The sequence below is a fragment of the Rhizobium sp. FY34 genome, from assembly GCF_005222845.1.
Classification (GTDB): Bacteria; Pseudomonadota; Alphaproteobacteria; order Rhizobiales; family Rhizobiaceae; genus Neorhizobium.
Genome location: NZ_STFZ01000034.1, coordinates 387,777 through 413,928, shown reverse-complemented (window position 1 = coordinate 413,928; position 26,152 = coordinate 387,777). Strand labels below are relative to the sequence as shown.

At 59.6% G+C, this 26,152-nt stretch carries 32 protein-coding genes; 23 read left to right on the top strand and 9 right to left on the bottom strand.

Annotated features, from left to right (window positions below; all coding sequences use genetic code 11):
* Window positions 1–5 precede the first annotated feature (5 nt).
* The 10 genes from E8M77_RS20995 to E8M77_RS20950 all read left to right on the top strand — a co-directional run bounded on the left by E8M77_RS20995 (window position 6) and on the right by E8M77_RS20950 (window position 9,674).
* On the top strand, window positions 6–2,306 hold the full coding sequence (locus tag E8M77_RS20995) for a chemotaxis protein CheA (protein WP_137132558.1): 2,301 nt from the start codon (window positions 6–8) through the stop codon (window positions 2,304–2,306).
* 16 nt (window positions 2,307–2,322) lie between these two features.
* Window positions 2,323–2,790: a chemotaxis protein CheW gene (locus tag E8M77_RS20990; RefSeq protein WP_137132557.1), complete on the top strand. Its 468-nt coding sequence runs from the start codon at window positions 2,323–2,325 to the stop codon at window positions 2,788–2,790.
* The gene (cheR, locus tag E8M77_RS20985; RefSeq protein ID WP_137132556.1) at window positions 2,787–3,695 is read left to right on the top strand and encodes a protein-glutamate O-methyltransferase CheR; all 909 of its coding nucleotides are present in this window, start codon (window positions 2,787–2,789) and stop codon (window positions 3,693–3,695) included. Before E8M77_RS20990 ends, cheR begins: the two co-directional genes overlap by 4 nt.
* Window positions 3,692–4,732 carry a protein-glutamate O-methylesterase CheB gene (gene cheB / locus E8M77_RS20980; RefSeq protein WP_137132555.1) on the top strand — a complete coding sequence of 347 codons (1,041 nt, stop codon included), beginning with the start codon at window positions 3,692–3,694 and terminating at the stop codon, window positions 4,730–4,732. The genes cheR and cheB overlap by 4 nt, the downstream gene beginning before the upstream one ends.
* Entirely contained in the window at window positions 4,733–5,122 is a 390-nt protein-coding gene (locus E8M77_RS20975; RefSeq protein ID WP_137132554.1) for a response regulator, read from the top strand.
* Window positions 5,119–5,673: a chemoreceptor glutamine deamidase CheD gene (gene cheD / locus E8M77_RS20970; protein WP_137132553.1), complete on the top strand. Its 555-nt coding sequence runs from the start codon at window positions 5,119–5,121 to the stop codon at window positions 5,671–5,673. Before E8M77_RS20975 ends, cheD begins: the two co-directional genes overlap by 4 nt.
* An 11-nt stretch (window positions 5,674–5,684) precedes the next feature.
* Window positions 5,685–6,074: a hypothetical protein gene (locus E8M77_RS20965; protein ID WP_137132552.1), complete on the top strand. Its 390-nt coding sequence runs from the start codon at window positions 5,685–5,687 to the stop codon at window positions 6,072–6,074.
* A 125-nt stretch (window positions 6,075–6,199) separates the two neighbouring features.
* Window positions 6,200–7,897: a flagellar basal-body MS-ring/collar protein FliF gene (gene fliF / locus E8M77_RS20960; RefSeq protein WP_137132551.1), complete on the top strand. Its 1,698-nt coding sequence runs from the start codon at window positions 6,200–6,202 to the stop codon at window positions 7,895–7,897.
* 286 nt (window positions 7,898–8,183) lie between these two features.
* Window positions 8,184–8,921: a helix-turn-helix transcriptional regulator gene (locus E8M77_RS20955; RefSeq protein WP_137132550.1), complete on the top strand. Its 738-nt coding sequence runs from the start codon at window positions 8,184–8,186 to the stop codon at window positions 8,919–8,921.
* A 48-nt stretch (window positions 8,922–8,969) separates the two neighbouring features.
* Window positions 8,970–9,674 carry a helix-turn-helix transcriptional regulator gene (locus tag E8M77_RS20950; protein ID WP_137132549.1) on the top strand — a complete coding sequence of 235 codons (705 nt, stop codon included), beginning with the start codon at window positions 8,970–8,972 and terminating at the stop codon, window positions 9,672–9,674.
* Window positions 9,675–9,697: 23 nt separating this feature from the next.
* On the opposite strand, the gene E8M77_RS20945 is transcribed toward E8M77_RS20950, so the two are convergent.
* From E8M77_RS20945 to motA, 6 genes are all read right to left on the bottom strand, one after another.
* Window positions 9,698–10,135: a hypothetical protein gene (locus E8M77_RS20945; RefSeq protein ID WP_137132548.1), complete on the bottom strand. Its 438-nt coding sequence runs from the start codon at window positions 10,133–10,135 to the stop codon at window positions 9,698–9,700.
* 5 nt (window positions 10,136–10,140) lie between these two features.
* Entirely contained in the window at window positions 10,141–11,220 is a 1,080-nt protein-coding gene (flhB, locus tag E8M77_RS20940; protein WP_137132547.1) for a flagellar biosynthesis protein FlhB, read from the bottom strand.
* Between the two features lie 99 nt (window positions 11,221–11,319).
* The gene (gene fliG / locus E8M77_RS20935; RefSeq protein WP_137132546.1) at window positions 11,320–12,369 is read right to left on the bottom strand and encodes a flagellar motor switch protein FliG; all 1,050 of its coding nucleotides are present in this window, start codon (window positions 12,367–12,369) and stop codon (window positions 11,320–11,322) included.
* Window positions 12,370–12,398: 29 nt separating this feature from the next.
* The gene (gene fliN / locus E8M77_RS20930; protein WP_137132545.1) at window positions 12,399–12,965 is read right to left on the bottom strand and encodes a flagellar motor switch protein FliN; all 567 of its coding nucleotides are present in this window, start codon (window positions 12,963–12,965) and stop codon (window positions 12,399–12,401) included.
* A 72-nt stretch (window positions 12,966–13,037) separates the two neighbouring features.
* Window positions 13,038–13,997: a FliM/FliN family flagellar motor switch protein gene (locus E8M77_RS20925; protein ID WP_137132601.1), complete on the bottom strand. Its 960-nt coding sequence runs from the start codon at window positions 13,995–13,997 to the stop codon at window positions 13,038–13,040.
* 5 nt (window positions 13,998–14,002) lie between these two features.
* Window positions 14,003–14,881 (bottom strand): flagellar motor stator protein MotA, encoded by an 879-nt coding sequence (gene motA / locus E8M77_RS20920; RefSeq protein ID WP_137132544.1) that lies wholly within the window; start codon window positions 14,879–14,881, stop codon window positions 14,003–14,005.
* A 227-nt stretch (window positions 14,882–15,108) separates the two neighbouring features.
* Here motA and flgF point away from each other — a divergent pair, with 227 nt between their 5' ends.
* The 13 genes from flgF to fliP are packed head-to-tail and all read left to right on the top strand — an operon-like array spanning window position 15,109 to window position 24,001.
* Window positions 15,109–15,843, top strand: a complete 735-nt coding sequence (gene flgF / locus E8M77_RS20915) for a flagellar basal-body rod protein FlgF (RefSeq protein WP_137132543.1) — start codon at window positions 15,109–15,111, stop codon at window positions 15,841–15,843.
* Between the two features lie 17 nt (window positions 15,844–15,860).
* Window positions 15,861–17,249: a flagellar protein export ATPase FliI gene (gene fliI, locus E8M77_RS20910; RefSeq protein ID WP_137132542.1), complete on the top strand. Its 1,389-nt coding sequence runs from the start codon at window positions 15,861–15,863 to the stop codon at window positions 17,247–17,249.
* Window positions 17,250–17,255: 6 nt separating this feature from the next.
* A complete protein-coding gene (locus E8M77_RS20905) occupies window positions 17,256–17,825 on the top strand; it encodes a flagellar protein (RefSeq protein ID WP_137132541.1) in 570 nt (189 codons plus the stop codon).
* A 53-nt stretch (window positions 17,826–17,878) separates the two neighbouring features.
* Complete coding sequence (gene flgB / locus E8M77_RS20900) at window positions 17,879–18,271, top strand: flagellar basal body rod protein FlgB (RefSeq protein ID WP_137132540.1); 393 nt, start codon at window positions 17,879–17,881, stop codon at window positions 18,269–18,271.
* A gap of 8 nt (window positions 18,272–18,279) precedes the next feature.
* Window positions 18,280–18,699 carry a flagellar basal body rod protein FlgC gene (flgC, locus tag E8M77_RS20895; RefSeq protein WP_137132539.1) on the top strand — a complete coding sequence of 140 codons (420 nt, stop codon included), beginning with the start codon at window positions 18,280–18,282 and terminating at the stop codon, window positions 18,697–18,699.
* Window positions 18,696–19,031: a flagellar hook-basal body complex protein FliE gene (locus tag E8M77_RS20890; RefSeq protein WP_137132538.1), complete on the top strand. Its 336-nt coding sequence runs from the start codon at window positions 18,696–18,698 to the stop codon at window positions 19,029–19,031. The genes flgC and E8M77_RS20890 overlap by 4 nt, the downstream gene beginning before the upstream one ends.
* Window positions 19,032–19,050: 19 nt before the next feature.
* The gene (gene flgG, locus E8M77_RS20885) at window positions 19,051–19,839 is read left to right on the top strand and encodes a flagellar basal-body rod protein FlgG (RefSeq protein WP_137132537.1); all 789 of its coding nucleotides are present in this window, start codon (window positions 19,051–19,053) and stop codon (window positions 19,837–19,839) included.
* Between the two features lie 53 nt (window positions 19,840–19,892).
* A complete protein-coding gene (gene flgA / locus E8M77_RS20880) occupies window positions 19,893–20,336 on the top strand; it encodes a flagellar basal body P-ring formation chaperone FlgA (RefSeq protein ID WP_246659352.1) in 444 nt (147 codons plus the stop codon).
* A gap of 50 nt (window positions 20,337–20,386) precedes the next feature.
* Window positions 20,387–21,451 carry a flagellar basal body P-ring protein FlgI gene (locus tag E8M77_RS20875; protein WP_246659351.1) on the top strand — a complete coding sequence of 355 codons (1,065 nt, stop codon included), beginning with the start codon at window positions 20,387–20,389 and terminating at the stop codon, window positions 21,449–21,451.
* Between the two features lie 17 nt (window positions 21,452–21,468).
* Window positions 21,469–22,017 (top strand): MotE family protein, encoded by a 549-nt coding sequence (locus E8M77_RS20870; RefSeq protein ID WP_137132534.1) that lies wholly within the window; start codon window positions 21,469–21,471, stop codon window positions 22,015–22,017.
* Window positions 22,014–22,724, top strand: coding sequence for a flagellar basal body L-ring protein FlgH (gene flgH, locus E8M77_RS20865; protein WP_137132533.1), 711 nt, complete (start codon window positions 22,014–22,016; stop codon window positions 22,722–22,724). Before E8M77_RS20870 ends, flgH begins: the two co-directional genes overlap by 4 nt.
* A gap of 27 nt (window positions 22,725–22,751) precedes the next feature.
* Window positions 22,752–23,267 (top strand): flagellar basal body-associated FliL family protein, encoded by a 516-nt coding sequence (locus tag E8M77_RS20860; RefSeq protein WP_137132532.1) that lies wholly within the window; start codon window positions 22,752–22,754, stop codon window positions 23,265–23,267.
* Entirely contained in the window at window positions 23,264–24,001 is a 738-nt protein-coding gene (gene fliP / locus E8M77_RS20855) for a flagellar type III secretion system pore protein FliP (RefSeq protein WP_137132531.1), read from the top strand. Before E8M77_RS20860 ends, fliP begins: the two co-directional genes overlap by 4 nt.
* 61 nt (window positions 24,002–24,062) lie before the next feature.
* Here the strand turns inward: fliP and E8M77_RS20850 are convergent, their stop codons facing one another.
* Genes E8M77_RS20850 through E8M77_RS20840 form a run of 3 tightly spaced genes read right to left on the bottom strand, consistent with a single transcriptional unit; the run spans window position 24,063 to window position 26,143 of the window.
* Window positions 24,063–24,797, bottom strand: coding sequence for a class I SAM-dependent methyltransferase (locus E8M77_RS20850; protein ID WP_137132530.1), 735 nt, complete (start codon window positions 24,795–24,797; stop codon window positions 24,063–24,065).
* 54 nt (window positions 24,798–24,851) lie between these two features.
* A complete protein-coding gene (locus E8M77_RS20845; protein WP_137132529.1) occupies window positions 24,852–25,517 on the bottom strand; it encodes an NTP transferase domain-containing protein in 666 nt (221 codons plus the stop codon).
* A complete protein-coding gene (locus E8M77_RS20840) occupies window positions 25,493–26,143 on the bottom strand; it encodes an HAD family phosphatase (protein ID WP_246659342.1) in 651 nt (216 codons plus the stop codon). Before E8M77_RS20840 ends, E8M77_RS20845 begins: the two co-directional genes overlap by 25 nt.
* Window positions 26,144–26,152: the final 9 nt, after the last annotated feature.

Genomic DNA, 26,152 nt, shown 5'->3' with positions numbered 1-26,152 from the left:
CTGCGATGGATATGAACGAAATCAAAGAGATCTTCTTCCAGGAGTGCGAGGAGCAGCTCGCTGAACTGGAATCTGGTCTTCTCAAGCTGAATGACGGCGACCGTGACCCGGAAACGGTGAATGCCGTCTTCCGTGCGGTCCACTCGATCAAGGGCGGTGCGGGTGCATTCGGTCTTGATGACCTGGTTTCGTTTGCCCACGTGTTCGAGACGACGCTCGACTGCGTTCGCTCCAACAAGCTGGAACCCTCGCAGGACGTTCTGAAGGTGATGCTGAAGTCGGCCGATATTCTGGCCGATCTTGTCACCGCCTCCCGCGATGGCGGCAGTGTCGAGGAGGGTCGCTCGCGCGGCCTGGTGAAGGAACTGGAAGCATTGGCGCGGGGCGAACTGCCCTCGGGAGGAGCCGCACCCGCCGAAGCCCCCAAACCTCAACCGGCAAAAGCGGCACCGGCCAAGGCTGCCGCACCTGCACCTGCTGCCCCGAGCGACGACAGCGGCTTTCAGCCGATACCGTTTACATTTGAAGGCTTCGGCGAAGAAGAGCAGACGCTTGAGCCATCTGTATTTGAAGTGATTTTCAAGCCCCGGCGCGAGCTTTATGCCAAGGGCAACGAAGCCGCTCTGCTGCTGCGGGACCTGTCCCGCGTCGGCGAGATGAGCATCAATTGCGACGTCGACCAGCTGCCGGCCTTCGACAAGATGGATCCCGAGGCCGCTTATTTCAGCTGGACGATCCTGGTCAAGACCAGCAAAGGCGAACAGGACATCCGTTCGGTGTTCGAATTTGCCGAATGGGATTGCGATCTGGACGTCAAGGTTCAGGAGAGCACGGCCGAAGAACTGCCGATGATCCCGGTTCCCTTCGATCTTTCTGCCCTGGACGATGAGGGTGCGGAGGAGGACAACGAGAGTTCGGACGATCATTCCGCGATGGAAAGTGCGGCTGCCGCTGCCGTTGCCGCCGCCGAAACTGCGTCCAACGTCACCCGGCTGGCCGCCTCGCGCGCCGAAAAGAAGGAAAGTCAGGCAGCCGCCGCCGCGGCTGCTGCGGCCGCCAATGCCAATGCCAATAACAGCGCCGGCCAGACGATCCGCGTTGATCTCGATCGCGTCGACCGCCTGATCAACCTCGTCGGCGAGCTTGTCATCAACCAGGCGATGCTGTCGCAGAGCGTTATCGAGAACGACAATAACGGCACGTCTTCGATCAATATGGGCCTCGAAGAGCTGCAACAGCTCACCCGCGAGATCCAGGATTCGGTCATGGCCATCCGCGCCCAGCCGGTCAAGCCCGTCTTCCAGCGCATGTCGCGTATCGTTCGCGAAGTGGCCGACATGGTGGGCAAGTCGATCCGTCTGGTCACCGAGGGTGAAAACACCGAAGTGGACAAGACGGTCATCGACAAGCTGGCCGAACCGCTGACCCACATGATCCGAAATGCCGTGGACCACGGCATTGAAAGCCCGGAAAAGCGCGAGGCCGCCGGCAAGAACCCGGAAGGCACCGTCAAGCTCACCGCAAAGCATCGCTCCGGTCGTATCGTCATCGAACTGGTTGACGACGGTGCGGGCATCAACCGCGAGCGTGTGCGCCAGAAGGCGATCGATAACGACCTAATCGCGGCGGATTCCAACCTGACGGATGAGGAAATCGACAACCTCATCTTCATGCCGGGCTTCTCGACCGCCGACAAGATCTCCGACATTTCCGGGCGTGGCGTCGGCATGGACGTGGTCAAGCGCTCGATCCAGGCTCTGGGTGGGCGCATCACCATCAGCTCGCGTCCGGGCCAGGGCTCGACCTTCACCATGAGCCTGCCGCTGACACTCGCCGTGCTTGACGGCATGGTGGTAACGGTTGCCGGCCAGACACTGGTCGTGCCGCTGACGGCCATCGTCGAGACCCTTCAGCCGGAAGCCTCCAGCATCCACTCGTTCGGCGCAAACCAGCGGTTGATTTCCATCCGCAACTCCTTCTGCCCGCTTGTTGATGTCGGTCGCATCCTCAACTTCCGTGGCACCCAGGCCAATCCGGTCGAAGGCGTGGCGCTGCTGGTGGAATCCGAAGGCGGCGGCCAGCGTGCTCTGATGGTCGATGCCATCCAGGGGCAGCGCCAGGTGGTCATCAAGTCTCTGGAAGCCAACTATACGCATGTCCCCGGCATCGCCGCGGCAACCATTCTGGGCGACGGACGTGTGGCGCTCATCCTGGATGTCGATGCGGTCGTGGCAGCCTCTCGCGGCCAGTCGCTGCGGCAGGATGGTGTTCTGAAGTCGGATATGTCTTTGGCGGCAACGGGTTAACTGGCGGAACGAGACGATGTCCTACGTCGTGAAAAATCTTGCTCAAGGAAGTCGGGAGCTCATTGCCTTCCGCATCGGCGACCAGGAATTTTGCGTCAATATCATGTCGGTGCGGGAGATCCGCGGCTGGACGAAAGCCACCGGTCTTCCCCACTCTCCATCCTACGTGATGGGTGTGATCAATCTGCGCGGCGCAGTCCTGCCAATCGTAGATCTGTCCGCCCGGCTCGGAATGCGACGGGCGGAGCCTTCGCCACGGCACGTGATCATCGTGTCCCAGGTGAAGAAACGCATTGTCGGACTGCTGGTCGAGGCCGTGTCAGATATCCTGACCGTCACCGACGACAATATTCAGCCTGTTCCCGAGGTCTCGTCCGAACTCGAGAAGCAATACGCCAGGGGAATACTGGCGATCGACAAGCGCATGATCTGTCTCATTGAGCTGGATTCCCTTTTTCCCGATACCGAAAGCGAAGCTGCATGAAAGCTGTAGGGGTTATCGATAGCAGGCAATCACCCGATGAAGTCCTGGCGAGCGGCGAATATCCGCTGACGCGCCGCGACCTCACCGAGATCGCTGCTATGATCTACGCGGATGCTGGTATCTACCTCAACGACACGAAGGCGTCGCTCGTCTATTCGCGCCTGTCCAAGCATATCCGCAACCTCGGTCTGCGCGGCTTCCGCGAGTATTGCACCCTGGTTTCTTCGCCGGAAGGCGCACCTGCACGCCGCGAAATGCTGTCGCACCTGACGACGAATTTCACGCGTTTCTTTCGTGAGAACCACCATTTCGAGCACCTGCGCGACGAGGTGTTGCCGGGCCTAATTGCGCGCGCCAAGAGCGGCGGGCGCGTGCGCATCTGGTCGGCTGCCTGTTCCGATGGACAGGAACCCTATTCCATCGCGCTGACGGTGATGTCGCTGCTGCCCAACGCCGTCGATTATGATTTTCGCATTCTGGCAACCGATATCGACCCGAAGATCCTGGCTTTGGCGCGGGCCGGCGTCTACGACGAAAATTCGCTGGAAACCGTCACGCCTGCCATGCGCAAGCAGTATTTCAAGGATGTCGATGTCGGCGGCCGGCGCAAATGCCAGATCGACGATCGCGTCAAGAAACTGATTACCTTCAATGAACTGAACCTGATGGCGCAGTGGCCGTTCAAGGGTAATTTCGACATCATCTTCTGCCGCAACGTGGTGATCTACTTCGACGAGCCGACGCAGGTGAAGATCTGGTCGCGCTTTGCATCACTGCTGCCGGAAGGCGGTCACCTGTATATTGGTCACTCCGAACGTGTAACGGGCGACGCTAAAAATCTTTTTGATAATATCGGGATAACCACCTACCGCTATACTGCCAAAAACGGGGGGAGGAAATCATGATCGTACCTGCACGTGTTCTTGTTGTCGATGATTCTGCGACGATGCGCGGGTTGATCACGGCTGTCCTGAATTCCGATCCGGAGGTCAACGTCATCGGGCAGGCGGGCGATGCGCATGAGGCGCGTGCCGCCATCAAGCAACTCAATCCCGACGTGGTGACGCTCGATATCGAAATGCCCAACATGAACGGGCTCGAATTCCTCGAGAAGATCATGCGCCTGCGTCCCATGCCGGTGATCATGGTATCGACCATGACGCACCAGGGGGCCAACGCAACGCTTGCCGCTCTCGAGATTGGTGCCTTTGACTGCGTCAGCAAGCCGGTGCCGGGCGATGCCCGTCCGTTCGGCGATCTGGCGGAAAAGGTAAAGGCTGCGGCCCGCTCCAAGCGTGGACGCGTCAGTGCGGCGGCAACGCCGATGATTGCTCCCTCCGTCGATTACCGGGTCGGTCGCAAGATCGTCGCTATCGGTTCATCGACGGGTGGCGTGGAAGCCCTGATCACCGTGCTTCAGAAATTTCCGAAAAACTGCCCGCCGACGGTCATTACTCAGCACATGCCGTCGACGTTTACCAAAAGTTTTGCAGAAAGGCTTAATCGTATCTGCGCGCCTGTGGTGCAGGAAGCGACGGACGGGGCGAGGTTGGAGATCGGCAAGATCTATCTGGCTCCCGGTGGCGACCGGCACCTGCAGGTTACAAACGCGTCCGCTCCCTGCTGCCGGCTTGTGGAGCGCGATCCCGTCAACGGCCATCGGCCGTCCGTGGACGTGCTCTTTGATTCGGTTGCCGAGCTTGCCGGCCGGAATGCCGTGGGGGTCATTCTGACGGGCATGGGACGGGATGGAGCCTCGGGACTGCTCAAGATGCGTAGTGCGGGCGCGCGCACCATCGGGCAGAACGAGAAAACATGCGTGGTCTACGGCATGCCAAGGGTCGCGCATGATATCGGGGCAGTCGAGCAGCAAATGCCGCTCGGCGCCATCGGAGAAGAAATACTGAAATTAACCGCTGCCCGAAAAGAAGGTACCGAATAAATGTCTCTCGCTGAAAAAATCAAAGTTCTGATCGTGGATGATCAGGTTACGAGCCGGTTGTTGCTCAGCGACGCCCTGACACAACTCGGCTTCAAACAGATCACTGCTGCAGGCGATGGCGAGCAGGGCATGAAGATCATGGCCGAGCAGCCGCATCACCTGGTGATCTCTGACTTCAACATGCCGAAAATGGACGGACTTGGCCTGCTGCAGGCCGTGCGCACCAACCCGGCCACGAAGAAAGCCGCGTTCATCATCCTGACCGCCCAGGGCGACCGTGCCCTTGTGCAGAAGGCCGCTCAACTCGGCGCCAACAATGTTCTGGCAAAGCCATTCACCATCGAAAAGATGAAAGCTGCCATCGAGGCGGTATTCGGAGCGCTTAAATGAACCAACCGGTCGCAGCCACACGGATGAACATCATCCAGGGCGAGTTCAAGGTCACGGATGATCCTAATGCCGTCATCACGACGATCCTTGGATCTTGCGTGGCTGCGTGCCTGAGAGATCCGGTTGCTGGAGTGGGTGGCATGAACCACTTCCTCCTGCCGGGTGACGGGCCTGGGGGTATGTCTGGCGGTGACATGTCACGCTATGGCGTGCATCTCATGGAGCTTTTGATCAACGGTATCCTGAAACGCGGCGGGCGGCGCGAACGACTGGAAGCCAAGATCTTCGGCGGTGCCAAGACGATTGCCAGCTTTTCGAATGTCGGTGAGCAGAACGCAGCCTTTGCGACCAAGTTCCTGAGAGACGAAGGCATCAAACTGGTCGGATCCTCCGTTGGCGGGGATTTCGGCCGGAAATTGGAATACTGGCCGGCCAGTGGCCGCGCCCGTACCTATCCGTTGACGGGTGCGGAAACCCAGAAGACGGCAGCATTGGAACAGCGTCCGGCACGGCCGGCAAAGCCTGTCGAGAGTTCGATCGAGTTCTTTTAGTCGAGGAAGCAATGACCGAAAATCAATCGCAGCAATACGCTTCGTTCGAAGAGAAGCTGCCGGAAGTCTTGATGCGTATCGTGTCGGAGCTTTATGATGTGGCCTACCTGATCGAACGGGTGGAGCCGCAATTGCTGGAGCTTGGGGGTGCAGCTGTATTGCAGTCGCCCGATAGCATGAAGGTGTTGCAGGGCATTGATCTGGCCGTTCAGAAGACACGGGGTCTAGCCGAGTTCGTTGATACGATCACCGGCACCATCCCGGATGAATGGACGGTGGACGTTTCCACGGCACTCAGCCTCGTCAAGCTTGCCGACATGCACAAGGCGCTCAGCAAGGGCATGCGCCACGGTCATTCACAGCCGCTCAGCAAGGCTGCCGGCGATTTCGACTTTTTCTGACACAAGACTACCGTACGACCGACACTCGTCTCCGGCCGACCAAGCGAAACGCTCGCACAAGCTTCGCTGTCTAGGTTGTCGCTGGGCAAAGGGCTCTTAATCCTTTTTGACGGTGCGGGAACAGAATGAATCTGTTAGCTCAATTCAATCAAATTACAAAAAACCTAGGGTCGCTAGGGCAGACGAAGCTGCTTGCTTTGGCAGGCGTCGGCCTGGTTTCGATGGCGATCGTCATTGGCGCCGCACTGTATGTGAACAAGCCTTCCTATGAGACGCTGTATGTCGGTCTCGAGACATCCGACCTCAACCAGGTCAGCATGGCTCTGGCAGAAGCCGGCATAGACTTTGACACCGGGACGGACGGAAAGAGCCTGATGGTTCCCGTCGGCATGACCAGCAAGGCACGGCTCATGCTGGCTGAACGCGGCCTGCCCAACAGTGCAAATGCCGGCTACGAGTTGTTCGACAATGTCGGTTCGCTCGGCCTGACCTCCTTCATGCAGGAAGTGACCCGCGTGCGCGCCCTTGAAGGCGAAATCGGTCGTTCCATCCAGCAGATCAGCGGCATTGCCGCTGCCCGCGTGCACATCGTCATGCCCGATGTCGGAAATTTCCGTCGCGCCGGCCAGAAGCCCACATCCTCGGTGATGATCCGCGCCAGTTCCGAAGCTGGCCGCAAGGCTGCCGCATCAATCCGTCACCTCGTCGCATCCGCCGTTCCCGGTCTGGAAGTCGATGACGTGACCATCCTGGATTCGACCGGCCAGCTGCTGGCCTCCGGCGATGAATACGGCAACAGCGCCCTCAACCGTTCATTGAATGCCGTGCAGTCCGTGCAGCAGGAAATCGAAAACAACATCGACAAGGCGCTTGCCCCATTCCTCGGCATGGACAATTTCCGGTCCAGCGCCACGGCCAGCATCAACACGGATAGCCAGCAGATCCAGGAAACCGTCTACGATCCGGAATCGCGCGTCGAACGCTCCGTCAAGGTGACCAAGGAAGCCCAGAAGTCACAGCAGAGCCAGGCAGATTCGGCCGCAACCGTTGAGCAGAACGTGCCTCAGGCCGCACCGCAGGCTGGTGGTGGCGCCAATCCGCAGTCTTCCGACCAGAGCGACAAGAAGGAAGAACAGACCAACTACGAGATCAATTCGAAGACGACGGCCACGACACGCAACAGCTATCGTATCGAAAAGCTGTCCATCGCCGTTGTCGTCAACCGTGGTCGCATTGCCAAGATGGTTGGCGAACCGGCAGACCAGGCCAAGATCGACGCCTATCTGGCAGAAATGCAGAAAATCGTCTCGACCGCCGCCGGCCTCAATAGCGAGCGCGGCGATGTGGTCAGCGTCACTGCCATGGACTTTCTCGAAAACCAGCTGCTGGATGAAGCGGCCGCCGGCCCCGGTATCGGCGAAACCATCACCCGCAATCTCGGCGGTATCATCAACTCGCTCGCCTTCGTCCTCGTCGCATTCCTCGTGATCTGGTTCGGCCTTCGTCCGGTCATCCGCTCTGTCGCCGGCGGCACGCCTGCCATCAGCAGCGAGGCCGCTGGCGAAACGGCAGGCCTCGAACTGCCCGACTTCTCGCCGGCCGGTGCCAACCCGGCGCTTGCCGATGGTTTCGGCGCCGACTTTGGATCGGACTTCGGCTTCGACGGTTCCGGCGACCTCTTTGGCGCCGAAGACGACCCGAATGGCGGCTTCAACCGCCGGGTCAAGGAAGGGCCGGAAAAGCGCCTGGCACGCATGGTGGAGATCTCCGAAGAGCGCGCCGCCAAGATCCTGCGCAAATGGGCAGTGGATCGCGCCGCCTGATCCGACAAAAAACGACAGAAATGTGGAAGGCCGGCCTTGCCGGCCTTTTCCTTTGGGGCGCAATATCGATTCGCGATCTTCGTGGGGTTTTCGCTTAAACCTACGAGTCTGTCGGAAAATGCAGTTGGCTTATGGCAATTCCTGGCCGGGCACCTAGAATGGCTATGATTCGGATAGCACTGGCGGAAACGGAAGCGGGAGGAGCCCGGTTCGGCCAGCGGAAACGATGACGATGATCGGGCGTCGGCGGGGTTAGCAGCCTTTCCCTTATAGGAGACATGGCGGCATGGAGTTGCGTGGTGCAGAGATAGTACCGGAAGGGCGGCATTTCGTTGAGCCGAATGCTTCCAAAGCGGCTCTGCGAGAACAGTTTCTACGCCGTCTTTCGACCTATGGTGTTGCCGGCAACATCCAGAGCGCCATGCATATGCTGACGGATTACGTCGGTGCCTCGCACTATCTGCTCGCCCGTTACGATCTTGTGCAGGAACACGGTCTGGATTTTATCGTGGCGTCGAACTGGCCCTTCGATCTTGTCCGTCGCCTGGGCGCCGATTTGGTGGGCGGTTATGCCCGCTCGACCGAGGTCGAAAAATGCCTTGCCATGCTGACGCCGCAGTTCTCGCTGCTGCCGGATGATGTCAGCCTTCCCGAAGACGTGAGCCGTCAGTTCTGCTCGCTGACTTTCTGTGTCGGGCGTACACGCTTTTCCATCATGCTTCTCTATCTGGAGGGGCTGATCCTGTCGCAGGACCGGCTGCGCGAAACCGGGCTTCTGGCCGGCTATGTGATCAGCCTGGGGACCGGTCTGGAAGTTCGCACCGAGCGAGATTTCGAACTCACCGACCGCGAGCTGGAATGCCTTTTCTGGATCTCGGAAGGCAAGACAAGCGACGAGATTGCCGTGATCCTCGGTATCTCGCGCAATACGATCAATAACTATATAACCAGCGTCATGCGCAAGACGGCGACGAAAACGCGGTCGGAAGCGATCGCTTACGCCGTTCGCAACAACCTCGTCTAAGGCGCTTGCGTCCTTTCGGACGTTCATCAGGAGCAGAGCGGAACACGGATGCACTACGGACCTGGCCACAGATCATCAAGCCGATCGGATGTGTTTCCAAAACTCGTCAGCATGCAGAAAGCGCTGAATGCGCGAAACTTTGCCGTGTTTCGCATCTCCGGCGCCGGGATGCCCAACAAGCGCAAGATGGTCTGCGAGTTGGACAACTGGGGTGCTTCGGCTGTCGAAAACAGCGCGGCGCTGATCGAGGCCTATGGCGAAGCCTTCATCCATCACATCGATTTTTCCCTGCTGCCGATGGCCTGGAGTAGCGAGGAGGGCGAGGGGCGGGACGGTGACCTTGATCCGCAGCCGCTTATTCGCCAGCTTGAGACAAAGAATCTGCCGTTCTCCGGCATTGCCTTTCCGGTACGCCTGGGCTCCGTCGGCAATGGCTATGTGTCGTTTTCCGGCGTGCCTGACAGCCTGTCGAGCGATGTGGTCATCGACCAGCATGTGCGTAGCTGCCATGTGATGATGGATCTTCTGGCACTCGATGAGCGTCGATCCGTGCCCTCCGAATCGCTGAGCGAGCGCGAAGTCGCCTGCTTGCAATTGGCCGGCGACGGGCAGATCAGCGAAGAAATCGCCGAGCGGCTTGGCCTGTCGGTGCATACGGTCAACGCCTATCTCGGCTCGGCCACGATCAAGCTGGACGCGGTCAATCGCATCCAGGCGATCGCCAAGGCGATCCGCCTTGGCTATATTCATTGAGGCCTGGTATTTCTGGGGTGTCTTTACCCGGCAAGCGATGCAGGTTGCTTGATGAAGCGCGCTTCGTGCAGGCTGCGTGACAGGAAGCGGGTGTTTTCCTCGGGATCATCCGAGGGCTGCTGGAAGGAAATATGGTCGATTTCCACGCCAGCAACCTTGTCCGCAAGGGTCAGGCGGGCATAGATCGACACGCCACGCGGCTTGATTTCCAGGTCCAGCACCACTTCGGGCTGGCCGTCCCATTCGAGGCGGTATTCTCCACCGGAGCCGAAATTGACCGTGCCGGGGTGGAAATACAGTTCAGCAGCCGAGGACACGAGGTCTGCGATGCTGCCGAAATATTCCATGCGTAGCAGTGATATCAGGTCACCAGCGTCCAGAAGGCGCAATTCCGTCGCAACGGGATTGATCGCCTGCGCCAATATCTTTTCCCGCTCCAACGAATAATTGCATTTTTTCATATGTTTTATCGTGTCCGTTTTCTGGGCGCCTTGGAAGCGTAGACCCTATGGATCAGCTCTGCCACTGCCTTGTAAAAGGCTGACGGGATCACACTATCCACCGAGACTTGCGCAAACATGGAGCGCGCAAGGGGCGGATCATCAAAAACCGGTATGTTGTTAGCTTCTGCGATTTCGCGAATCTTCAATGCAATCAGATCTGTACCCTTGGCCACCACGATTGGCGCATCGCTTTCCTCACGCACATAGCGCAGCGCGACGGCATAATGGGTCGGATTGGCGATGACCAGCGTGGCACGCGGCACGCTGTTGATCATGCGCTGACGGGCACGATTGCGCATCACCGAGCGCTGCCGGGCCTTGACCATCGGGTCGCCCTGCGACTGCTTGCTTTCGTCCTTCACTTCCTGGCGGCTCATCTTCAGCTCGCTATACCAGTGATGACGGGTCCAGAAGAGGTCGACGACGGCAAGCGTTGCGGTGGCAAGAAGAATGACCACCATCATCTTTTTCGTCGAATCAAACATCATCGAGGGGATCGCAAGCGGATCGGAGAACATGGCATCGATCGTGTGCAGGAAGTCGCCGCGCATGACGAAGAACATGGTCAGGCCGACCAGCAAAAGCTTGAACATCGACTTGCCGAATTCGACGAGGCCGGGACCGCTGAAAATGCGCGAGAAACCCTTGCTGATCGAGACGCGCGACATTTGCGGACGTACCCGCTCCAGGACAGCCGAGGGCATGTTCTGGACGAGCGACGACACCAGGCCGAATATGCAGAAGAGCAGCATGGCGGGTGCCAGGAAGCCGGCCGTATCCCAGCCGAGACGCGTCGCAATCGACACGACGTCGGAGGCGTTCTCAAGCTGCCATTGTTCGGGTTTTTCGATAAGGTCCTTCAAGCTCTCGCCGAGCTGAGCCATGCGGCCGGGAAGGAAGAAGAGCAGAAAGAAGTAGAAGGCAAGCGACGAGGCAAAGAGCGTGATTTCTTTCGAATAGGGTACGTTACCCTTATCCGCCGCATCAGACAGTTTTTTGCCTGTTGGGTTCTCTGTTTTGCTGTCTTTATCTTCGTCCGACAAGGCTTCATCCTTGCGCGGCAGCGGCCACCGGCCGTCCGCAAACAGTGAAGGAGGCGGTCATGGCCTCCGGGGGGCGGTGGGCTCGCCCCCCGCCAGTTGCTAGGCTGCTGCGGGAGCCTGCTCGCCTTCGGCGGCAGCTTCCTTCAGCTGGATCTGGCCTGCATTGGCCAGACGGATTGCTTCCTGCGCGACCGCGCGGCGGGCAATGGCCACTTCGCGCGGGTTGATCGCCGCGTTGGTCGCACCCAGATCCGATTCGATCATGCGGCGCTGGCGAGGGCTCATTGCCGACAGTACACTTTCCTTGATCTCGCCAGCGGCGCCGCGAAGCGCCATGGTGAGAATGTCCGCGGCAATGTCGTTGAGCAGCATGACACGGCTGCGCTGCGGCATGGCCAGGAGGTCTTCGAACAGGAAGATCTTCGGACGTACCTTGTTGACCGATTCTTTGCTGATTGTCTCCAGCGAACTGAGCAGGTTGTCGACCTGGGGCTTTTCGAGCTCGTTCATCAGCTCGGCGACCTTGTTCGAACCATTCGAGTTGCGCTCGGCTTCGATCATCTCGATCAGCTCGATCACACGGTTTTCGATGATCTGCGCCGCCTTCGGGCTGACGTCCTTCATGTTGACCGTACGGTTCATGATGTCGGCGCGCTGCTGGTCGGGAACCTGAAGCAAGAGCTTGGCGCCGAAAGAGGAGGGCAGCATCGACAGGATATAGGCGATCGTCTGCGGGTGTTCGCGCAGCAGGAACTTGCCGACAAAGACCGGATCGGCATCCTGGAGGCGATCCCAGATCGAAGTCTCGTAGGCCTGGAATGCCGTGCGGCGGCCCAAGAGCCCATCCACTTCTTCCGGTGTGAGGCCTTCTTCGAGAATGCTCTCGATGGCGCGTGCATTATCCATGAGGCCGGCGCCCTCGGTGAAGAGGTCCTCGAACTCGTTGACGAGCACGAGCAGTTCGTCCGGCGGAATTTCGCGCAGCGTCTGTGCGGCAGCAATGATTGTCTGCAGCTCGCTCTGGGTGAAATATTTCAACAGTTTACCAGCGATCCCCTTGCCCATGGCAAGGAGAACGGCCGCAGCTTTTTCAGCTTGGGATAACGGTTTCGTGGAGACCGCACCTCCGAAATCGTCAAAGTCCATCATGGTCTTGCCCTCACTGTCCCTTCATAGGATCAGACTTTCTGAGTGGTCAGAACTTCCGTCAGTTTCACGCCGAAACGGGTGTCGTCATTTTCGAGGACAGTGATTTCGCCCTTCGCAATGCGACGACCGTTCACCATGATCTCGACGGGTTCGCCGATTTTCTTGTCCAGCGCTATAATGGCGCCTTCTTCCAGACCCATCAGGCCCGAGACCTGCATGCGGCTGGTGCCGAGTACGATTTCGACCGTGATCGGAATATCCATGATCAGGTCGAGATTGGATGTCAGTGCGCTGCCCGGCTCCGACATGCTGGAACTTGCGCCGCCACCGAAATCCGAGCCCCCAAAGTCCGAGCCCCCAAAATCCGAACCGCCAAAACCGCCGCCGGCATCCATGCCGCCGCCGAAGGCATCGTCGCCACCAAAGGCGTTGTCTGCGGCCGGTTCGCCGAATTCGTCGCCAAAGCCCGGCACGCCGCCATCACTATCGGCCTTCAGCACGCCGCGCAGATCATCGATCGCCTGGTCCAGCTCGACTTCGTTGCCGACCGCTGGGAAAATGTCGTCTTCGTTAACTGGGGTCTTTTTCGTAGCCATGGATACATTATTCCTGTTGAAACTTGCGTCAGCCTGCCCACTGCTGCGGTGCGGGACGTGCCGGGGAGCTTCCTAGCCCATCAGGTGGCGGAGCAGCTCGTCTTCCGTGCTGATATTGTCCTTGACCCTCACCGTGTAATTCTCGCCGGAACGACCGAATTCGCAGGTGTACATGTCCTTGCCATTGGCACTCACCTTGACGTGGACATCCTCCTTGTCCTCGAACGGGATGACATCGCCGGCCGCCAGCTTGGAGATTGTCTTCAGCGTCAGGCTCTGCATGCGGATGCGTGCTTCCAGCGTGATGCGCGACCGGCGAACCTGCTCGGCAATATTGTCGGCCCATTGCTGCTTGTGCTTCGGCAACTGGCCCTTGGACCGCAGAATCACGACCTTCGTTTTCAAAAGTGCCTTCTGCGGAATGACCAGTGCGATCTGCGAGGTGACCTTGCCGATTTCGATGGCCATGCGGATCGTGGCGCCAAACTCACGCGGGGCTTCCGGATCCGGCTGCGGCCGGTTGACGGCATTGTGCGGACGCTCCAGCAAGGCCTCAAAGCCGCCGGCTGTATTGACACCCGAACGCAGCACGTTGGCAATGCGCTCGAAGACCATGTTGGCCAGATCGAGTTCGATATCCGATAGCGGACGTTCCGCTGGCTGGCCCACCATTGTCGGGTCTGCACCCAGCATGCGCTCCATCAGGCCGATGATGAAACTGCTGCCGCAGGCGAGCACGAAATTCGGGCACCAGTTGCGCAGCGAGCCGTCGACCAGGCTCACGGTATCGCCGAGCGACGCGATCAGGTCCTGCATCAGGCCCGACTGGCAGCCGAGATAGGACACGGTGATATCGATGCCGGTTTCGCTCTGGAAAACATCCGGCAGGAATTCCGTATAGAGCACGCCGAAATCGCTGCAGATCTTCTCGACGGTTTTTTGATCGCCCAGGCCGCCGGTCAGCTTGGCCAGCAAGGCGAGGTCCATGGGTGGGGGATTGCTTTCCAGTTCTTGGCTCATATCCGTGCTCATCTCACTCATGCCGCCTTGCTGTCGCCGCCGCCGCCCGGATTCATCATTTCCTGCTCAACCGAGTCGATCGACGGCCGTTCATAGCTGGAGATCGTCTTGCGGCCGTATTCAAGCGCCACCTGCGGCACCGAGCCGTTCATGTAGGCGATCAGGGTCTGCTTCACGACGATGTAGAGGCGATGCTGCTTGCTGCGCACGATCTTGATCTGCGAGCAGAGTGGGCTGACAAGGCAGTAGGACAGGAAGATGCCGAGCATGGTGCCAACGAGAGCGGCGCCGATGAGGCCGCCCAGCACTTCCGGGCTTTCGTTGATCTTGCCCATGGCCTTGATGACGCCGAGAACGGCGGCAACGATACCGATGGCCGGGAAGGAATCGCCCATGATGACCATAGCGTCATAGGATTTCATCTTGTCATGCAGGATGGTGTCGATTTCCTCGTCCATCAGCGCCTCGATCTCATGGCTGCGCGCATTGCCGATGATGATCAGGCGGACATAGTCACAGATGAACGATGTCAGTTCCTTGTTCTTCAGCACCGTCGGTGCCGACTGGAAGATCGTTGATTCTTCCGGATTATCGATATGCGCCTCGATCTCGTTGCGCGACTTGGTGCGAAGGTCGCGCATGAGGGAATAAAGCACACCCAGAACGTCGAGATAGTTGCGCTCTTTGGGGACGGCATATTTGAATGCCTCGCCCAGCGCCTTGCCGGCGTCCTTCACCGTCTTCATCGGGTTGGCCATGATGAAGCCACCGATACCGGCGCCACCGATGATCACGAGCTCGAACGGCTGAAAAAGGACGTCCAGATGGCCGCCCATGGCCATGTAGCCGCCGAGAACGCAGCCGAGTGTGATAACGAATCCGATAATAATGGTCATGGCGCGCCTGTACCGTGGTTGTAGCAGGTCACCGCAATACCGTCGCTGGCTTGCGTGAGGCTGGGTTAGCGGAGGTTAAACTGGCGTGCCAGTGCGGATCAGTTTCGCGCAAGTCTATCTGCTTAAGTATCAGCCCCAGAGGAAGCCTTGTCTTCCGCATTCGCGTCACGGCGCGCCGCTTGTTCGGCGACCGCCTTTCTTTTGGGTCACACACGGAGGCCGATGCCATGCAGTCTGGATTGTATGTCGGTATCTCATCGCAGATCGCGCTTGAGCGCCGGCTGAACACCATTGCCGACAACATGGCCAACATGACGACGGTCGGCTTTCGCGCCACCGAGGTCAAGTTCGATGAAGTTCTGAGCAAGACACGCAACGACCTGAACGCCAATATCGCCTTCGTCAGCCAGGGCAATGACTATCTGTCGACGCGCTCCGGTGGCCTCAGCCAGACCGGCAATCCGCTGGATGTGGCGATCAAGGGCGATGCCTGGTTTGCCATTGATACGCCTGCCGGCGAAGTGCTGACGCGCGATGGTCGCTTCAGCATGCGCGAGACCGGCGAGCTGATCTCCACCATGGGACATCCGGTGCTGGATGCCGGTGGTGCACCGATCCAGCTGAACCGGGCAGGGGGCACACCCACGATCGGCTCCGACGGTCGCATTACCCAGGACGGCAATGTCATCGCGACACTCGGCCTGTACACGGCCGATATCTCCAAGGGCTACCAGCGATTTGACAATGGCGGGGTCATTCCCGTCGAAGCGGCGCAGCCGGTTGTCGATAGTTTCGATGTCAGCGTTGCCCAGGGCTATGTCGAGGAATCCAACGTCAATGGGATTGGCGAAATGACCCAGCTGATCCAGGTCAACCGCGCGTTTGAAGCCATTTCCGCCATGATGCGCGATACGGAAAGCTCGTTCTCCGAAGCCATCAAGACGCTCGGCGGCACCCGCTGAGCGGCAAAGGATAAACCATGGATACCAAGGTGGCGGGCGCATCGGGTGCGGGCAAGCTGGAGCATCTGGCCAAGCTCGTGCACCGCTTTGCCGATCCCGAGGTCGCAATCGCGCCGGGCGGCCATGTGCGCACCATCGCGGCAGGTCATTATACGGTGGCCGGCCTTTCGCGGCATGTGCGGCTGGGAGAATTCGTCGCCCACCGCAGCCGGACGGGCATTCATCTTGGCGAAGTCGTACGTGTCGAGCCGGATATCATCTATGTTTGCCCGATCGAGCCCGGCGAGCCGATCGGCATCGGCGATGTCGTCATCCGCAAGGGGGCCTTTCGCGTTGCGCCCGACGACAGCTGGTGCGGCCGCACGATCAATGCGCTCTGCGATCCGATCGACAATAAGGGACCGCTTCTCAATGGTCCGCTGAAACGGCCGATTTCCAGCACCGCGCCGCCATCCATGACGCGCCAGCGCGTCGAAACCGGCTTCCGAACCGGTGTGCGTGCCATCGATATCTTCTCGCCGCTCTGCCTTGGCCAGCGCCTCGGCATTTTTGCCGGCTCCGGCGTCGGCAAGTCGACGCTGTTGTCGATGATGGCGCGCGCCGATGCCTTCGACAAGGTCGTCATCGCGCTGGTCGGCGAACGTGGCCGTGAAGTGCGCGAATTCATCGAGGATACGCTCGGCGACAACATGGCCAAATCGATCGCCGTGGTTGCGACAAGCGACGAAAGCCCCATGCTGCGCAAGATGGCGCCGCTCGTTGGCATCACGATTGCCGAACATTTCCGCGACAAGGGCGAAAACGTTTTGTTCATCGCCGACAGCGTCACGCGCTTTGCCCATGCCATCCGCGAGGTGGCCGTGGCGGCCGGCGAACCGCCGATCGCCCGTGGTTATCCGGCCTCTGTCTTCACCGAGCTGCCGCGTCTTCTCGAGCGCTCTGGTCCCGGCCCCGAAGGCACCGGAACGATCACTGCGATCATCTCGATCCTCGTCGATGGCGACAACCACAATGACCCGATCGCCGATAGCGCCCGCGGCATTCTCGATGGGCATATCGTGCTGGAACGCAGCCTTGCGGAAGAAGGGCGGTATCCGCCCATCAATCCGCTGTCATCGATCTCGCGTCTGGCTCGAAAGGCTTGGACGGGTGACCAGGAAAAACTGGTCTCGCGTTTGAAGTCGCTGATCCACCGCTTCGAGGAGACGCGAGATCTTCGACTGATCGGTGGCTACCGTGCCGGTAGTGATCCTGACCTCGACATGGCCATCAAGCAGGTGCCGATCATCTACGAAACTTTGAAGCAGACGCCGAGCGACAACCCCTCCGCCGATGCCTATGGCGATCTGGCCTCGGCTCTGCGCGCCGGCATGGCCGGTGGCGGCAATGCGAGACAGAAAGGATAAGGTGTCATGGCCCCTGAAGATGACGAACCCGTCAAGCCAGTCAAAAAGCGCCGCGCCAAATGGCTGATGAGCGACCGCATTACCGCCGGTACCGGCGTGCTTCTGGCTGCCGCTTCGGCATTTTTCCCCTGGTATGTCTTCTTCAACGAAGAGAAGTTCGGCATTCGCACTGTGCCGATGGACCATACCCGCGATCTGCCGGAAGGGCCGGGGCGCAATGTCTTCAGCGTCTCGCCGCTGGCGCTCATCGACAATGATGACAAGAGCGACGAGCAGCCTCTGCCCGATCCGATCGACAATCTGACGACGGCAACCGTTTCCTCGCTCGGTGCCGAGCGGGACAAGGGCGCACCTGCCGAGCAGCAGCCCTTTCCCGGACAGAGCGGCTTCCGCCTGATGCATGTCGCCAATGGCCGTGCCCTCATCGAGGATGGCTCCGGCATGTATATGGTGCGCGTCGGCTCGATCCTGCCCGACAACAGTCGGCTTGCAACAATCGAGCAGCGCGACGGCCGCTGGGTGATCGTCACCTCGAACGGGCAAGTCTATCGCGACGAGGCGGCGGGCGGCCCGTAAGTCTGACGCAAGATTACTGGCATAGGCTTCAGCTACAAAATGGAGAGAAGCCTATGCAGCCCATTCAACTTTTCGATCTGGCATCGCGCCAAGCCGAATGGCTTTCCATTCGCCAGGAAGTTGTTGCTGGCAACATTGCCAATGCCAATACGCCCCAGTTCAAGGCAAAGGACGTGACGCCGTTTTCGGCCGTCCTCAATTCCACCAATACACGCATGGCCCGCACGCATGCCGGTCATCTGAGCGGTGCTGCCATCGACAGCCGGATCGACGTCGATGTGAAGGATGAAGATCTCGCCAACGAGATCGGCATCCAGGAATCCGGCAATACGGTCGCGCTCTCTCAGGAACTTTCCAAGACCGGCGAAATCAAGCGCCAGTACGAACTGAGCACCAATCTGGTGAAGTCTTTCCATCGCATGATGCTGATGACAGTCAAGAGGTAAAGCCCATTATGGATCCGCTTTCAGCCGCTTCGAAAATTGCAGGCTCCGGCCTGGAGGCCCAGGCCACACGCTTGCGCATTGTTTCGGAAAACATTGCCAACGCCCGCTCGACCGGTGACACGCCCGGTGCCGATCCCTACCGGCGCAAGACGATCACCTTTGGCGCGGAACTGGACAAAGTGTCCGGCGCACAGGTCGTCAGCGTCAAGAAGCTGGGAACGGACCAGTCCAAATTCGTTGAGGAATACGATCCGGGCAGCCCGGCAGCCGATGACAAGGGCATGGTGAAAATGCCGAATGTCAACATGCTCATCGAGATGGCCGATCTGCGCGAAGCCAACCGCACCTATGACGCCAACCTCCAGACCATCAAACAGACGCGCGAACTTGTCGCTGCGACCATCGACCTGCTGAAGGCCTCACAATGATCGACAATATCCAGAATGTAAGCTCGCTGTCGCTGACCCGCGGCCTTGATGACATCACATCGACGAACAGCACCAATTCGATTGCCGGTTCGTCGCAGAATGCCGCAACCGAAGCCATGTCCTTTGCCAATGTGCTGGGCGGCATGACAGCGGATGCCATGACCTCGCTGAAGACGGCCGAATCCAAGTCGTTCGAAGGCATCAAGGGAACGGCAAACACGCGCGAAGTCGTCGATGCGGTGCTGCAGGCGGAGCAATCGCTCCAGACCGCCATCGCCTTCCGCGACAAGATCGTGAACGCCTATCTCGAAATTACGAAAATGCAGATGTAACCGGTTTAAGGACGAAGACATGAGAGCGCTTTCTGTCGCCGCGACGGGCATGGATGCCCAGCAGACCAATCTTGAGGTCATCGCCAACAACATCGCGAACATCAATACCACCGGCTACAAGCGCGCCCGCGCCGAGTTTTCCGATCTGCTCTACCAGACGGAACGCGCCCAGGGCGTGCCGAACCGGGCAAACCAGGCCATCGTGCCGGAAGGTGCCAATATCGGTCTCGGTGTGCAGACGGCTGCCGTGCGCAACATCCATACCCAGGGTGAGCTGGCCCAGACCGACAATAACCTCGACGTTGCCGTGATCGGCCGTGGCTGGTTCCAGGTGCAGTCGCCGGATGGCACGACGCTGTACAGCCGTGCCGGCTCCTTCAACACCAATGCCGAAGGCCAGCTGGTGACGATCGATGGTTACGCCATCGTACCGAACATCACTTTCCCGGCCAATGTCAGCGAAACGACCATCAGCCGCACCGGCCAGGTGAGCGTGCGTGTCGGCAATGATACCGATTTCACCGATATCGGCCAGCTGACGATTGCCAACTTCGTCAACGAAGCGGGTCTGAAGCCGCTGGGCGACAACCTGTTCCAGCAGACCGCCGCATCCGGTGAAGCCACCGTCGCTGCGCCGGAGGATCCCGGTTTCGGTTATCTGAAGCAGGGCTATCTGGAAGCCTCCAACGTCGATGCCGTCAAGGAAATCACCGACCTCATCTCCGCCCAGCGCGCCTATGAGATGAATTCCAAGGTGATCACCACGGCCGACGAAATGGCATCCATCGTCAGCAAGAACCTGAAGTAACCAATGGGGTGGCAGACATGATGTTTGGCCGGAAAAGCAAGATCTGGGCGCGGATGGTTCTCATCCTGGTGCCGGTATTGGCCGCTCAGGCAGCGCCCGCCCGTGCCGACATGGGCGTTGCGATCGTGCCGACGCAGATCATCTATCCGGGCCAGGAAATCATGCCTGCCCACCTCAAGGAAGTCGAAGTCACCAATCCCAACATCGCGGCCGGCTATGCAAGCGCGATGGCCGAGGTGGTGGGCATGGTATCGACCCGCACCCTGCTTCCCGATCGCACGATCCAGGTTTCCGGCCTGCGGGCGCCCTTTGCAGTCAAGCGCGGAACAACGGTGCGGCTGACATTTGCCATCGGCAATATGGTGATCTCCGCCTCTGGGACACCTCTCGAAAATGCGGCGATCGGCGACGTGATCCGCGTGCGCAATCTCGATTCCGGGGTGACCGTGTCCGGTACCGTGATGGGCGATGGAACCGTGCAGGTGATGGCAAAATGATGAAACACAGTCTGATCGCCGCCGGCCTCTGCCTGCTCTCCCTGCTGGGCATGATACAACCGGCTCTCGCCGATGCCTCGCGCATCAAGGACATTGCCTCGCTTCAGTCTGGTCGTGACAACCAGTTGATCGGCTACGGCTTGATCGTTGGTCTGCAAGGCTCCGGCGACAGCCTGAGATCCTCGCCCTTTACCGAGCAGTCCATGCGCGCCATGCTGCAAAACCTCGGGATCTCAACACAGGGTGGGCAATCCAGCGCCAAGAACACCGCAGCCGTAATGGTAACCTCCAATCTGCCGCCATTTGCCAGCCCTGGCAGCCGGATCGACGTGACCGTCAGTTCGCTGGGTGACGCGACCTCGTTGCGCGGCGGTACGCTGATCATGACATCGCTCACCGGCGCCGATGGCCAGATCTATGCCGTGGCCCAGGGCTCCGTCATTGTGTCCGGCTTTTCCGCGCAAGGTCAGGCGGCCAGTGTGACCGAAGGCGTGACCACGGCCGGCCGCGTGCCGAACGGTGCCATCATCGAGCGTGAGCTGCCGTCGAAGTTCAAGGATTCCGTCAATCTGGTCTTGCAGCTGCGCAATCCGGATTTTTCCACCGCGGTGCGCATCGCAGATGTGGTGAACCGCTTTACCGGTCCCAAATACGGCGCACCGGTGGCCGAGCCGCGTGACGCGCAGGAAGTCGTGGTCCAGAAGCCCAAGAATGCCGACCTGACGCGCCTGATGGCCGAGATCGAGAACCTTGTGGTGGAAACCGATACGCCGGCCAAGGTGGTCGTCAACGAACGCACCGGCACAGTGGTGATCGGCGCGGACGTCAAAGTGTCGCGCGTCGCGGTCAGCTATGGAACTCTGACAGTGCAGGTGACGGAGACGCCACAGATCATCCAGCCCGAGCCCTTTTCCAATGGCGAGACCGCCGTTCAGCCACAGACCGATATCAGCGTGATGAAGGAAGGCAGCAATGTCGCCATCCTCAACGGGCCGGACCTGCGCACGCTGGTGGCCGGACTCAACAGCATCGGCGTCAAGCCGGATGGCATCATCGCCATCCTGCAGGGCATCAAATCTGCCGGCGCCCTTCAGGCGGAGCTTGTCATCCAATGATCTGGAGCCTGGTTTCCATGACATCCGATCGGTTTTTGACGCCCCAGCGGCGCGCGGGCAACGGTCTCTTCGTCAAGCTGATCGCCGTCGGCGCCATGCTGCTGCTGGTGCCGCAGGTGAATGCACAGCAGGACAATCCGCGCGCTGCGACCTCTACCACGGCCGAGGATATCGAGAAGTTCTGCACCAATATTGCCGATCCGGCCCGTGACCAGCGCTACCTGATGCAGAAGCAGGAACTGGACAAGCTGCAATCGGATGTCGACGAGCGCATCGCCGTGCTGGAGACCCGCAAGGCGGAATATGAAGAGTGGCTGGCGCGGCGCAACGATTTTCTCAAGCGCGCCGAAGCCGGGCTTATCGAGATTTTTAAGACCATGAAGGCGGATGCGGCTGCGCCGCAATTGCAGGAAATGAATGTCGAGCTTGCCGCAGCCATCATCATGAAGCTGCCGGCGCGCCAGTCTGGCCTGATCCTCAGCGAAATGGATCCGCAGAAGGCGGGCCTGATTTCCTCGATCATTTCCAGCGCCGCCGACCCCAAAACATCGAAGGATCGTTCATGACGAAGCGCGCACCGGCCCTTATGGCCATCCTGATGCTGGCTGGCTGCCAGAGCCAGACCGTCAAGGAAATCGGCAATGCTCCGGCCATGAGCCCGATCGGCAGTGGCCTGCAATATGCCCAGACGCCGCAGATGTCTTCCTATCCGAAACAGCCGCGCCAGATGGCGAGCGGCTATTCGCTGTGGAGCGACAGCCAGGCGGCGTTGTTCAAGGATTCCCGCGCCCTGAATGTCGGTGACATCATGACCGTCGATATCCAGATCAACGACAAGGCCGATTTCGACAACGAGACCGACCGCAGCCGTACCAACGCAACCGGCCTCAGCTGGAGCGTTGCAGCCGATGTGCTGGGCTGGAAGCCGTCTACGACCGGTGACCTCAGCTCGGATTCCGATACATCGAGCAAGGGCAAGGGTTCGACCAAGCGGTCTGAAAAGCTGACGTTGCTGGTGGCCGCCGTCGTGACCGGCATCCTGGAAAACGGCAATCTGTTGATTTCCGGCTCGCAGGAAGTGCGCGTCAACCATGAAATCCGGATTCTGAACGTTGCCGGTATCGTGCGGCCGCAGGATGTCGATTCCGACAACAAGATTTCCTATGACAAGATCGCCGAAGCCCGCATTTCCTATGGTGGCCGCGGCCGCCTGATGGAAATGCAGCAGCCGCCGGTCGGGCAGCAGGTCGTCGATCTGTTCTCGCCCTTCTGACGAAAAGGCGTAGCGAAAGGATAAACCATGGAAGAGCCAGCAGAAGGCGCACCGGCCAAGAAGAAGGGCGGGATGGTCATGACCATCGTCGGCGTCCTCGTGGTGACGCTTGTCGGCGCTGGCGGCGGCTGGGTGCTGGGCGGCATGATTGCGCCCAAGAACCCGGAAGCCGACAAGGCTGCCGCCGAAGAGCATGCTGCGGCGGCTGGTGCACATGGTGAAAAGAAGGAAGAAGGGCTCCCGCATATCTCGACGGCAGCCGCCGGCGTGGTGCAGCTTGAACCGATCACCACCAACCTCGCTTATCCGTCGGATAATTGGGTGCGGCTGGAAGTGGCGCTTGCCTTCAACGGACCGCCGGAACTGATCATGGCCGAGCAGATCCACCAGGATATCACCGCCTATATGCGCACGGTTTCGCTCCAGCAGATCGAAGGGCCTCGCGGCTTTCAATATCTTAAGGACGACATTCAGGAACGTGTTGACCTGCGTTCGCAAGGCAAAGTATCGAAGGTGATGTTCAGAACCTTCGTGATCGAATGATTCGCCTCATTTGCCTGCTTGCCGCCATGCTGGCGGTTCCGGGGCTCGCGCTTGCACAGCAATCGCCCGCGGATCTCCTCAACCTGCCTGTCGATGGTTCGGCGGCGGCCTGGATCATCCGTACCTTCGGTCTTTTGACCGTTCTGTCGATCGCGCCGGGCATTCTGGTGATGGTCACCAGCTTCCCGCGCTTCATCATCGCCTTTTCCATTCTGCGCACCGGCATGGGGCTTGCAACGGCACCGTCCAATATGGTGCTGATCTCCATGGCGCTGTTCATGACCTTCTACGTCATGTCGCCGACCTTTGACCGGGCCTGGAACGAAGGCGTACAGCCGCTGTTGCAGAACCAGATCAACGAGGCGGAAGCCGTGCAGCGGATTGCCGAGCCCTTCCGCACCTTCATGAGCGCCAATACCCGTGACAAGGACCTGACTCTGTTCGTGGAAATTGCCCGCGAGCGTGGCCAGTCGGTTGGCACGCCGGAAGCCATTGATTACCGGGTACTGATTCCGGCCTTCATGCTGTCGGAGATCCGCCGCGGCTTTGAAATCGGTTTCCTCATCGTCCTGCCGTTCCTCGTCATCGACATGGTCGTGGCCGCCATCACCATGGCCATGGGCATGATGATGTTGCCGCCCACCTCGATTTCGCTGCCGTTCAAGATCCTGTTCTTCGTGCTGATCGACGGCTGGAACCTGCTGGTCGGCAGCCTGGTGCGCTCGTTCAACTAAAGCTTTCCGCTTTTAACAAAGCGCCTGCCACGGCCGCATGGCGGCCGTGAAGCCGTAGCCATCAGCCCTTGCGTTCGAAGCGGTAGAAATACTGCACCGTCTCGGCGCGGTTGCGCAGGTGTTCGGGAAAGGCATAGCCTTCGGATGTCAGCGTGAAGCCGGCCTTGAGGAAGGTCTCAGCGAATTCGGCCTGGAGTTCGGCGCGGGTACGATAGACACCGTTGTAATATTCGTTGAGTTCTTCGGAGAAGAAGTCCTTGAGCGTCAGCCGCGTGGCGATGTCGGAGATCGATTCCCGGATATAGACGATGGCTTCCGGTGCGGCGAGATCGGCCATGAGTTGAAGTGTCTGCGTCACGGCCTCGTCATTCAGGTAGATCAACAGCCCGGTGATGATCAGCACGTCGAAGGGGGGCTGGATGGGAAGTGCCGCCACATCGATCTCGGGAACCTGGGCAATGCCGAAATGTGCACCGGAATCCCCGGCGTTCAGTTCTCTCGCCTTGGCAATCAGCTCACCGGAAAAATCGAGACCCATATAGGTGTGATGACCACCCGCATAATGCAGGGCCAAGCGTCCGGCGCCGCAGCCGAGATCGAGGATCTTCGCCGGCTTCGATAGATGGGGCAGCAGCGTTTCGCGTTCGTGCCGGTCACGCTCGATGGCAATGACCGAGCCTTCCGGCTGCAGCATCACGGCATTGACCGCGTTCTTTTCGCGCCGTGCCCGGTCGTCAAAGAACTTCTGAACCTTGGAAGGGTCGATATCGACCTTGGCGTCGTAGACTCTGCTCATCGTGTATCCTGGGCTTGATCGTGTCCGTGTGGCAGGTGACCGGTACTGACAGTGTCAGGACGCCAGTGCCTTGAGGCCAAACAGTTCCGTATGGCTGAGAGCCAGGCGCATGTCCTCGGCGGTATCGATCTCATAGGAGACGATCTCGTGGGAGGCGATCGGCAGGAAGGCTTTCAGATGCTCATAGACCGGTGTATTGCCGATCGTGTCGAAGGTGCGCACCGGAAGCCAGGCGATATTGGACCATTCAAATTCCGTTGGTTCATCGCGCCTGAAGCCGATGATCCGGTCACCGTCCATGATGGAAAAGACCGCATCCTTGGTTTTCGTGCGAGTGATGGCCAGTTTCGGGCTGTCCGGTTCGCAGGAGGCAAGGAAGCGCTGGAAGCTGGAGGGTTCCAGCAAGAGGTCACCATCCATGAACAGGCAATCGCCGCTCATGTGCTGGCATCCCAGCGTGTAGCTGTGCAGCGTGGTGGTCGAGCGGAAATTCGGGTTGCGCACGACGATCACGTCGCGGCCGAGCTGCTTCAGTTCGGAGATGACGGCCTTTTCCTCAAAGCCAACGATGACGCGCACATCCTCCACATCGCCCAGCTGGGCCAGCAGGTGCTTGAGGATCTTGACGCCTTCGACCTCGACGAGGCATTTCGGCTTGCCCTGTCCCAGCCGCGAGCCGAGCCCGGCAGCGGCGATTACAGCGTGTTTAACAGTCGGCATAGCGATTTCCCGTCGAGAGCCACGTAATTGGAAACGGAGACGAGCGCATCTGGCGCGCTGTGGATGCCGTAGAAGGCGACACCGATATCGGCGACATCGAACATGGGCACGTCGTTGAAGCCATCGCCGATGGCGACCAACCGATCGAAGTGTTCCTTCAATTCCAGTGCCGCGACATTCTTGCGCATCACCGTATCAAGGCCGGTAATGTGGCCATTGGCATCGGTCATTGCCGTCGAGGTGAAGAAGCGGCAGCCGAGACGTTCCTGCAAGGGCTGGACCCAGAGGTCGAGATTGCCGGTAACGACAAAGCAGCGATCGCGGTTCTGCCGGATGAATTCCTCGATATCGGGATCGAATTCGACTTCGGCCACGACCGAGCGGATGCGCTCCAGGCCAGCCGTGCGCAGGATGGCAAAGCGCAGCCGGAAGGAATCCTCGAAGGGGATCATGCCGGCCATGGTCAGCTCGGTCAGAAGCCGCATTTCCGGTTCTAGCCCCAGCTCGGATGCGATCATCGGCAGAAGCTCCGCCCGTGTGATCGTTCCGTCCAGATCGAAGGCGAAGGCTGTCGGCCGCTTGTGCCCTGCCACGCCACCGGGCGATTGTTCGAAGCTATGTGCCAAAGCACGCGT

What these genes read in the sequence shown, in the direction of transcription:
- fliG (WP_137132546.1), bottom strand. Translation starts at nt 12,369, where the DNA reads ATGATGGACTTTGACGATTTCGGAGGTGCGGTCTCCACGAAACCGTTA.
- fliI (WP_137132542.1), top strand. Translation starts at nt 15,861, where the DNA reads ATGGATACCAAGGTGGCGGGCGCATCGGGTGCGGGCAAGCTGGAGCAT.
- E8M77_RS20890 (WP_137132538.1), top strand. Translation starts at nt 18,696, where the DNA reads ATGATCGACAATATCCAGAATGTAAGCTCGCTGTCGCTGACCCGCGGC.
- cheB (WP_137132555.1), top strand. Translation starts at nt 3,692, where the DNA reads ATGATCGTACCTGCACGTGTTCTTGTTGTCGATGATTCTGCGACGATG.
- cheR (WP_137132556.1), top strand. Translation starts at nt 2,787, where the DNA reads ATGAAAGCTGTAGGGGTTATCGATAGCAGGCAATCACCCGATGAAGTC.
- E8M77_RS20850 (WP_137132530.1), bottom strand. Translation starts at nt 24,797, where the DNA reads ATGAGCAGAGTCTACGACGCCAAGGTCGATATCGACCCTTCCAAGGTT.
- E8M77_RS20845 (WP_137132529.1), bottom strand. Translation starts at nt 25,517, where the DNA reads ATGCCGACTGTTAAACACGCTGTAATCGCCGCTGCCGGGCTCGGCTCG.
- flgH (WP_137132533.1), top strand. Translation starts at nt 22,014, where the DNA reads ATGACGAAGCGCGCACCGGCCCTTATGGCCATCCTGATGCTGGCTGGC.
- E8M77_RS20945 (WP_137132548.1), bottom strand. Translation starts at nt 10,135, where the DNA reads ATGAAAAAATGCAATTATTCGTTGGAGCGGGAAAAGATATTGGCGCAG.
- E8M77_RS20965 (WP_137132552.1), top strand. Translation starts at nt 5,685, where the DNA reads ATGACCGAAAATCAATCGCAGCAATACGCTTCGTTCGAAGAGAAGCTG.
- fliF (WP_137132551.1), top strand. Translation starts at nt 6,200, where the DNA reads ATGAATCTGTTAGCTCAATTCAATCAAATTACAAAAAACCTAGGGTCG.
- motA (WP_137132544.1), bottom strand. Translation starts at nt 14,881, where the DNA reads ATGACCATTATTATCGGATTCGTTATCACACTCGGCTGCGTTCTCGGC.
- flgB (WP_137132540.1), top strand. Translation starts at nt 17,879, where the DNA reads ATGCAGCCCATTCAACTTTTCGATCTGGCATCGCGCCAAGCCGAATGG.
- E8M77_RS20975 (WP_137132554.1), top strand. Translation starts at nt 4,733, where the DNA reads ATGTCTCTCGCTGAAAAAATCAAAGTTCTGATCGTGGATGATCAGGTT.
- fliN (WP_137132545.1), bottom strand. Translation starts at nt 12,965, where the DNA reads ATGGCTACGAAAAAGACCCCAGTTAACGAAGACGACATTTTCCCAGCG.
- E8M77_RS20905 (WP_137132541.1), top strand. Translation starts at nt 17,256, where the DNA reads ATGGCCCCTGAAGATGACGAACCCGTCAAGCCAGTCAAAAAGCGCCGC.
- flgF (WP_137132543.1), top strand. Translation starts at nt 15,109, where the DNA reads ATGCAGTCTGGATTGTATGTCGGTATCTCATCGCAGATCGCGCTTGAG.
- E8M77_RS20990 (WP_137132557.1), top strand. Translation starts at nt 2,323, where the DNA reads ATGTCCTACGTCGTGAAAAATCTTGCTCAAGGAAGTCGGGAGCTCATT.
- E8M77_RS20875 (WP_246659351.1), top strand. Translation starts at nt 20,387, where the DNA reads ATGATACAACCGGCTCTCGCCGATGCCTCGCGCATCAAGGACATTGCC.
- E8M77_RS20925 (WP_137132601.1), bottom strand. Translation starts at nt 13,997, where the DNA reads ATGAGCACGGATATGAGCCAAGAACTGGAAAGCAATCCCCCACCCATG.
- flgG (WP_137132537.1), top strand. Translation starts at nt 19,051, where the DNA reads ATGAGAGCGCTTTCTGTCGCCGCGACGGGCATGGATGCCCAGCAGACC.
- E8M77_RS20870 (WP_137132534.1), top strand. Translation starts at nt 21,469, where the DNA reads ATGACATCCGATCGGTTTTTGACGCCCCAGCGGCGCGCGGGCAACGGT.
- E8M77_RS20860 (WP_137132532.1), top strand. Translation starts at nt 22,752, where the DNA reads ATGGAAGAGCCAGCAGAAGGCGCACCGGCCAAGAAGAAGGGCGGGATG.
- fliP (WP_137132531.1), top strand. Translation starts at nt 23,264, where the DNA reads ATGATTCGCCTCATTTGCCTGCTTGCCGCCATGCTGGCGGTTCCGGGG.
- flgA (WP_246659352.1), top strand. Translation starts at nt 19,893, where the DNA reads ATGGTTCTCATCCTGGTGCCGGTATTGGCCGCTCAGGCAGCGCCCGCC.
- E8M77_RS20950 (WP_137132549.1), top strand. Translation starts at nt 8,970, where the DNA reads ATGCACTACGGACCTGGCCACAGATCATCAAGCCGATCGGATGTGTTT.
- cheD (WP_137132553.1), top strand. Translation starts at nt 5,119, where the DNA reads ATGAACCAACCGGTCGCAGCCACACGGATGAACATCATCCAGGGCGAG.
- E8M77_RS20995 (WP_137132558.1), top strand. Translation starts at nt 6, where the DNA reads ATGGATATGAACGAAATCAAAGAGATCTTCTTCCAGGAGTGCGAGGAG.
- flgC (WP_137132539.1), top strand. Translation starts at nt 18,280, where the DNA reads ATGGATCCGCTTTCAGCCGCTTCGAAAATTGCAGGCTCCGGCCTGGAG.
- E8M77_RS20955 (WP_137132550.1), top strand. Translation starts at nt 8,184, where the DNA reads ATGGAGTTGCGTGGTGCAGAGATAGTACCGGAAGGGCGGCATTTCGTT.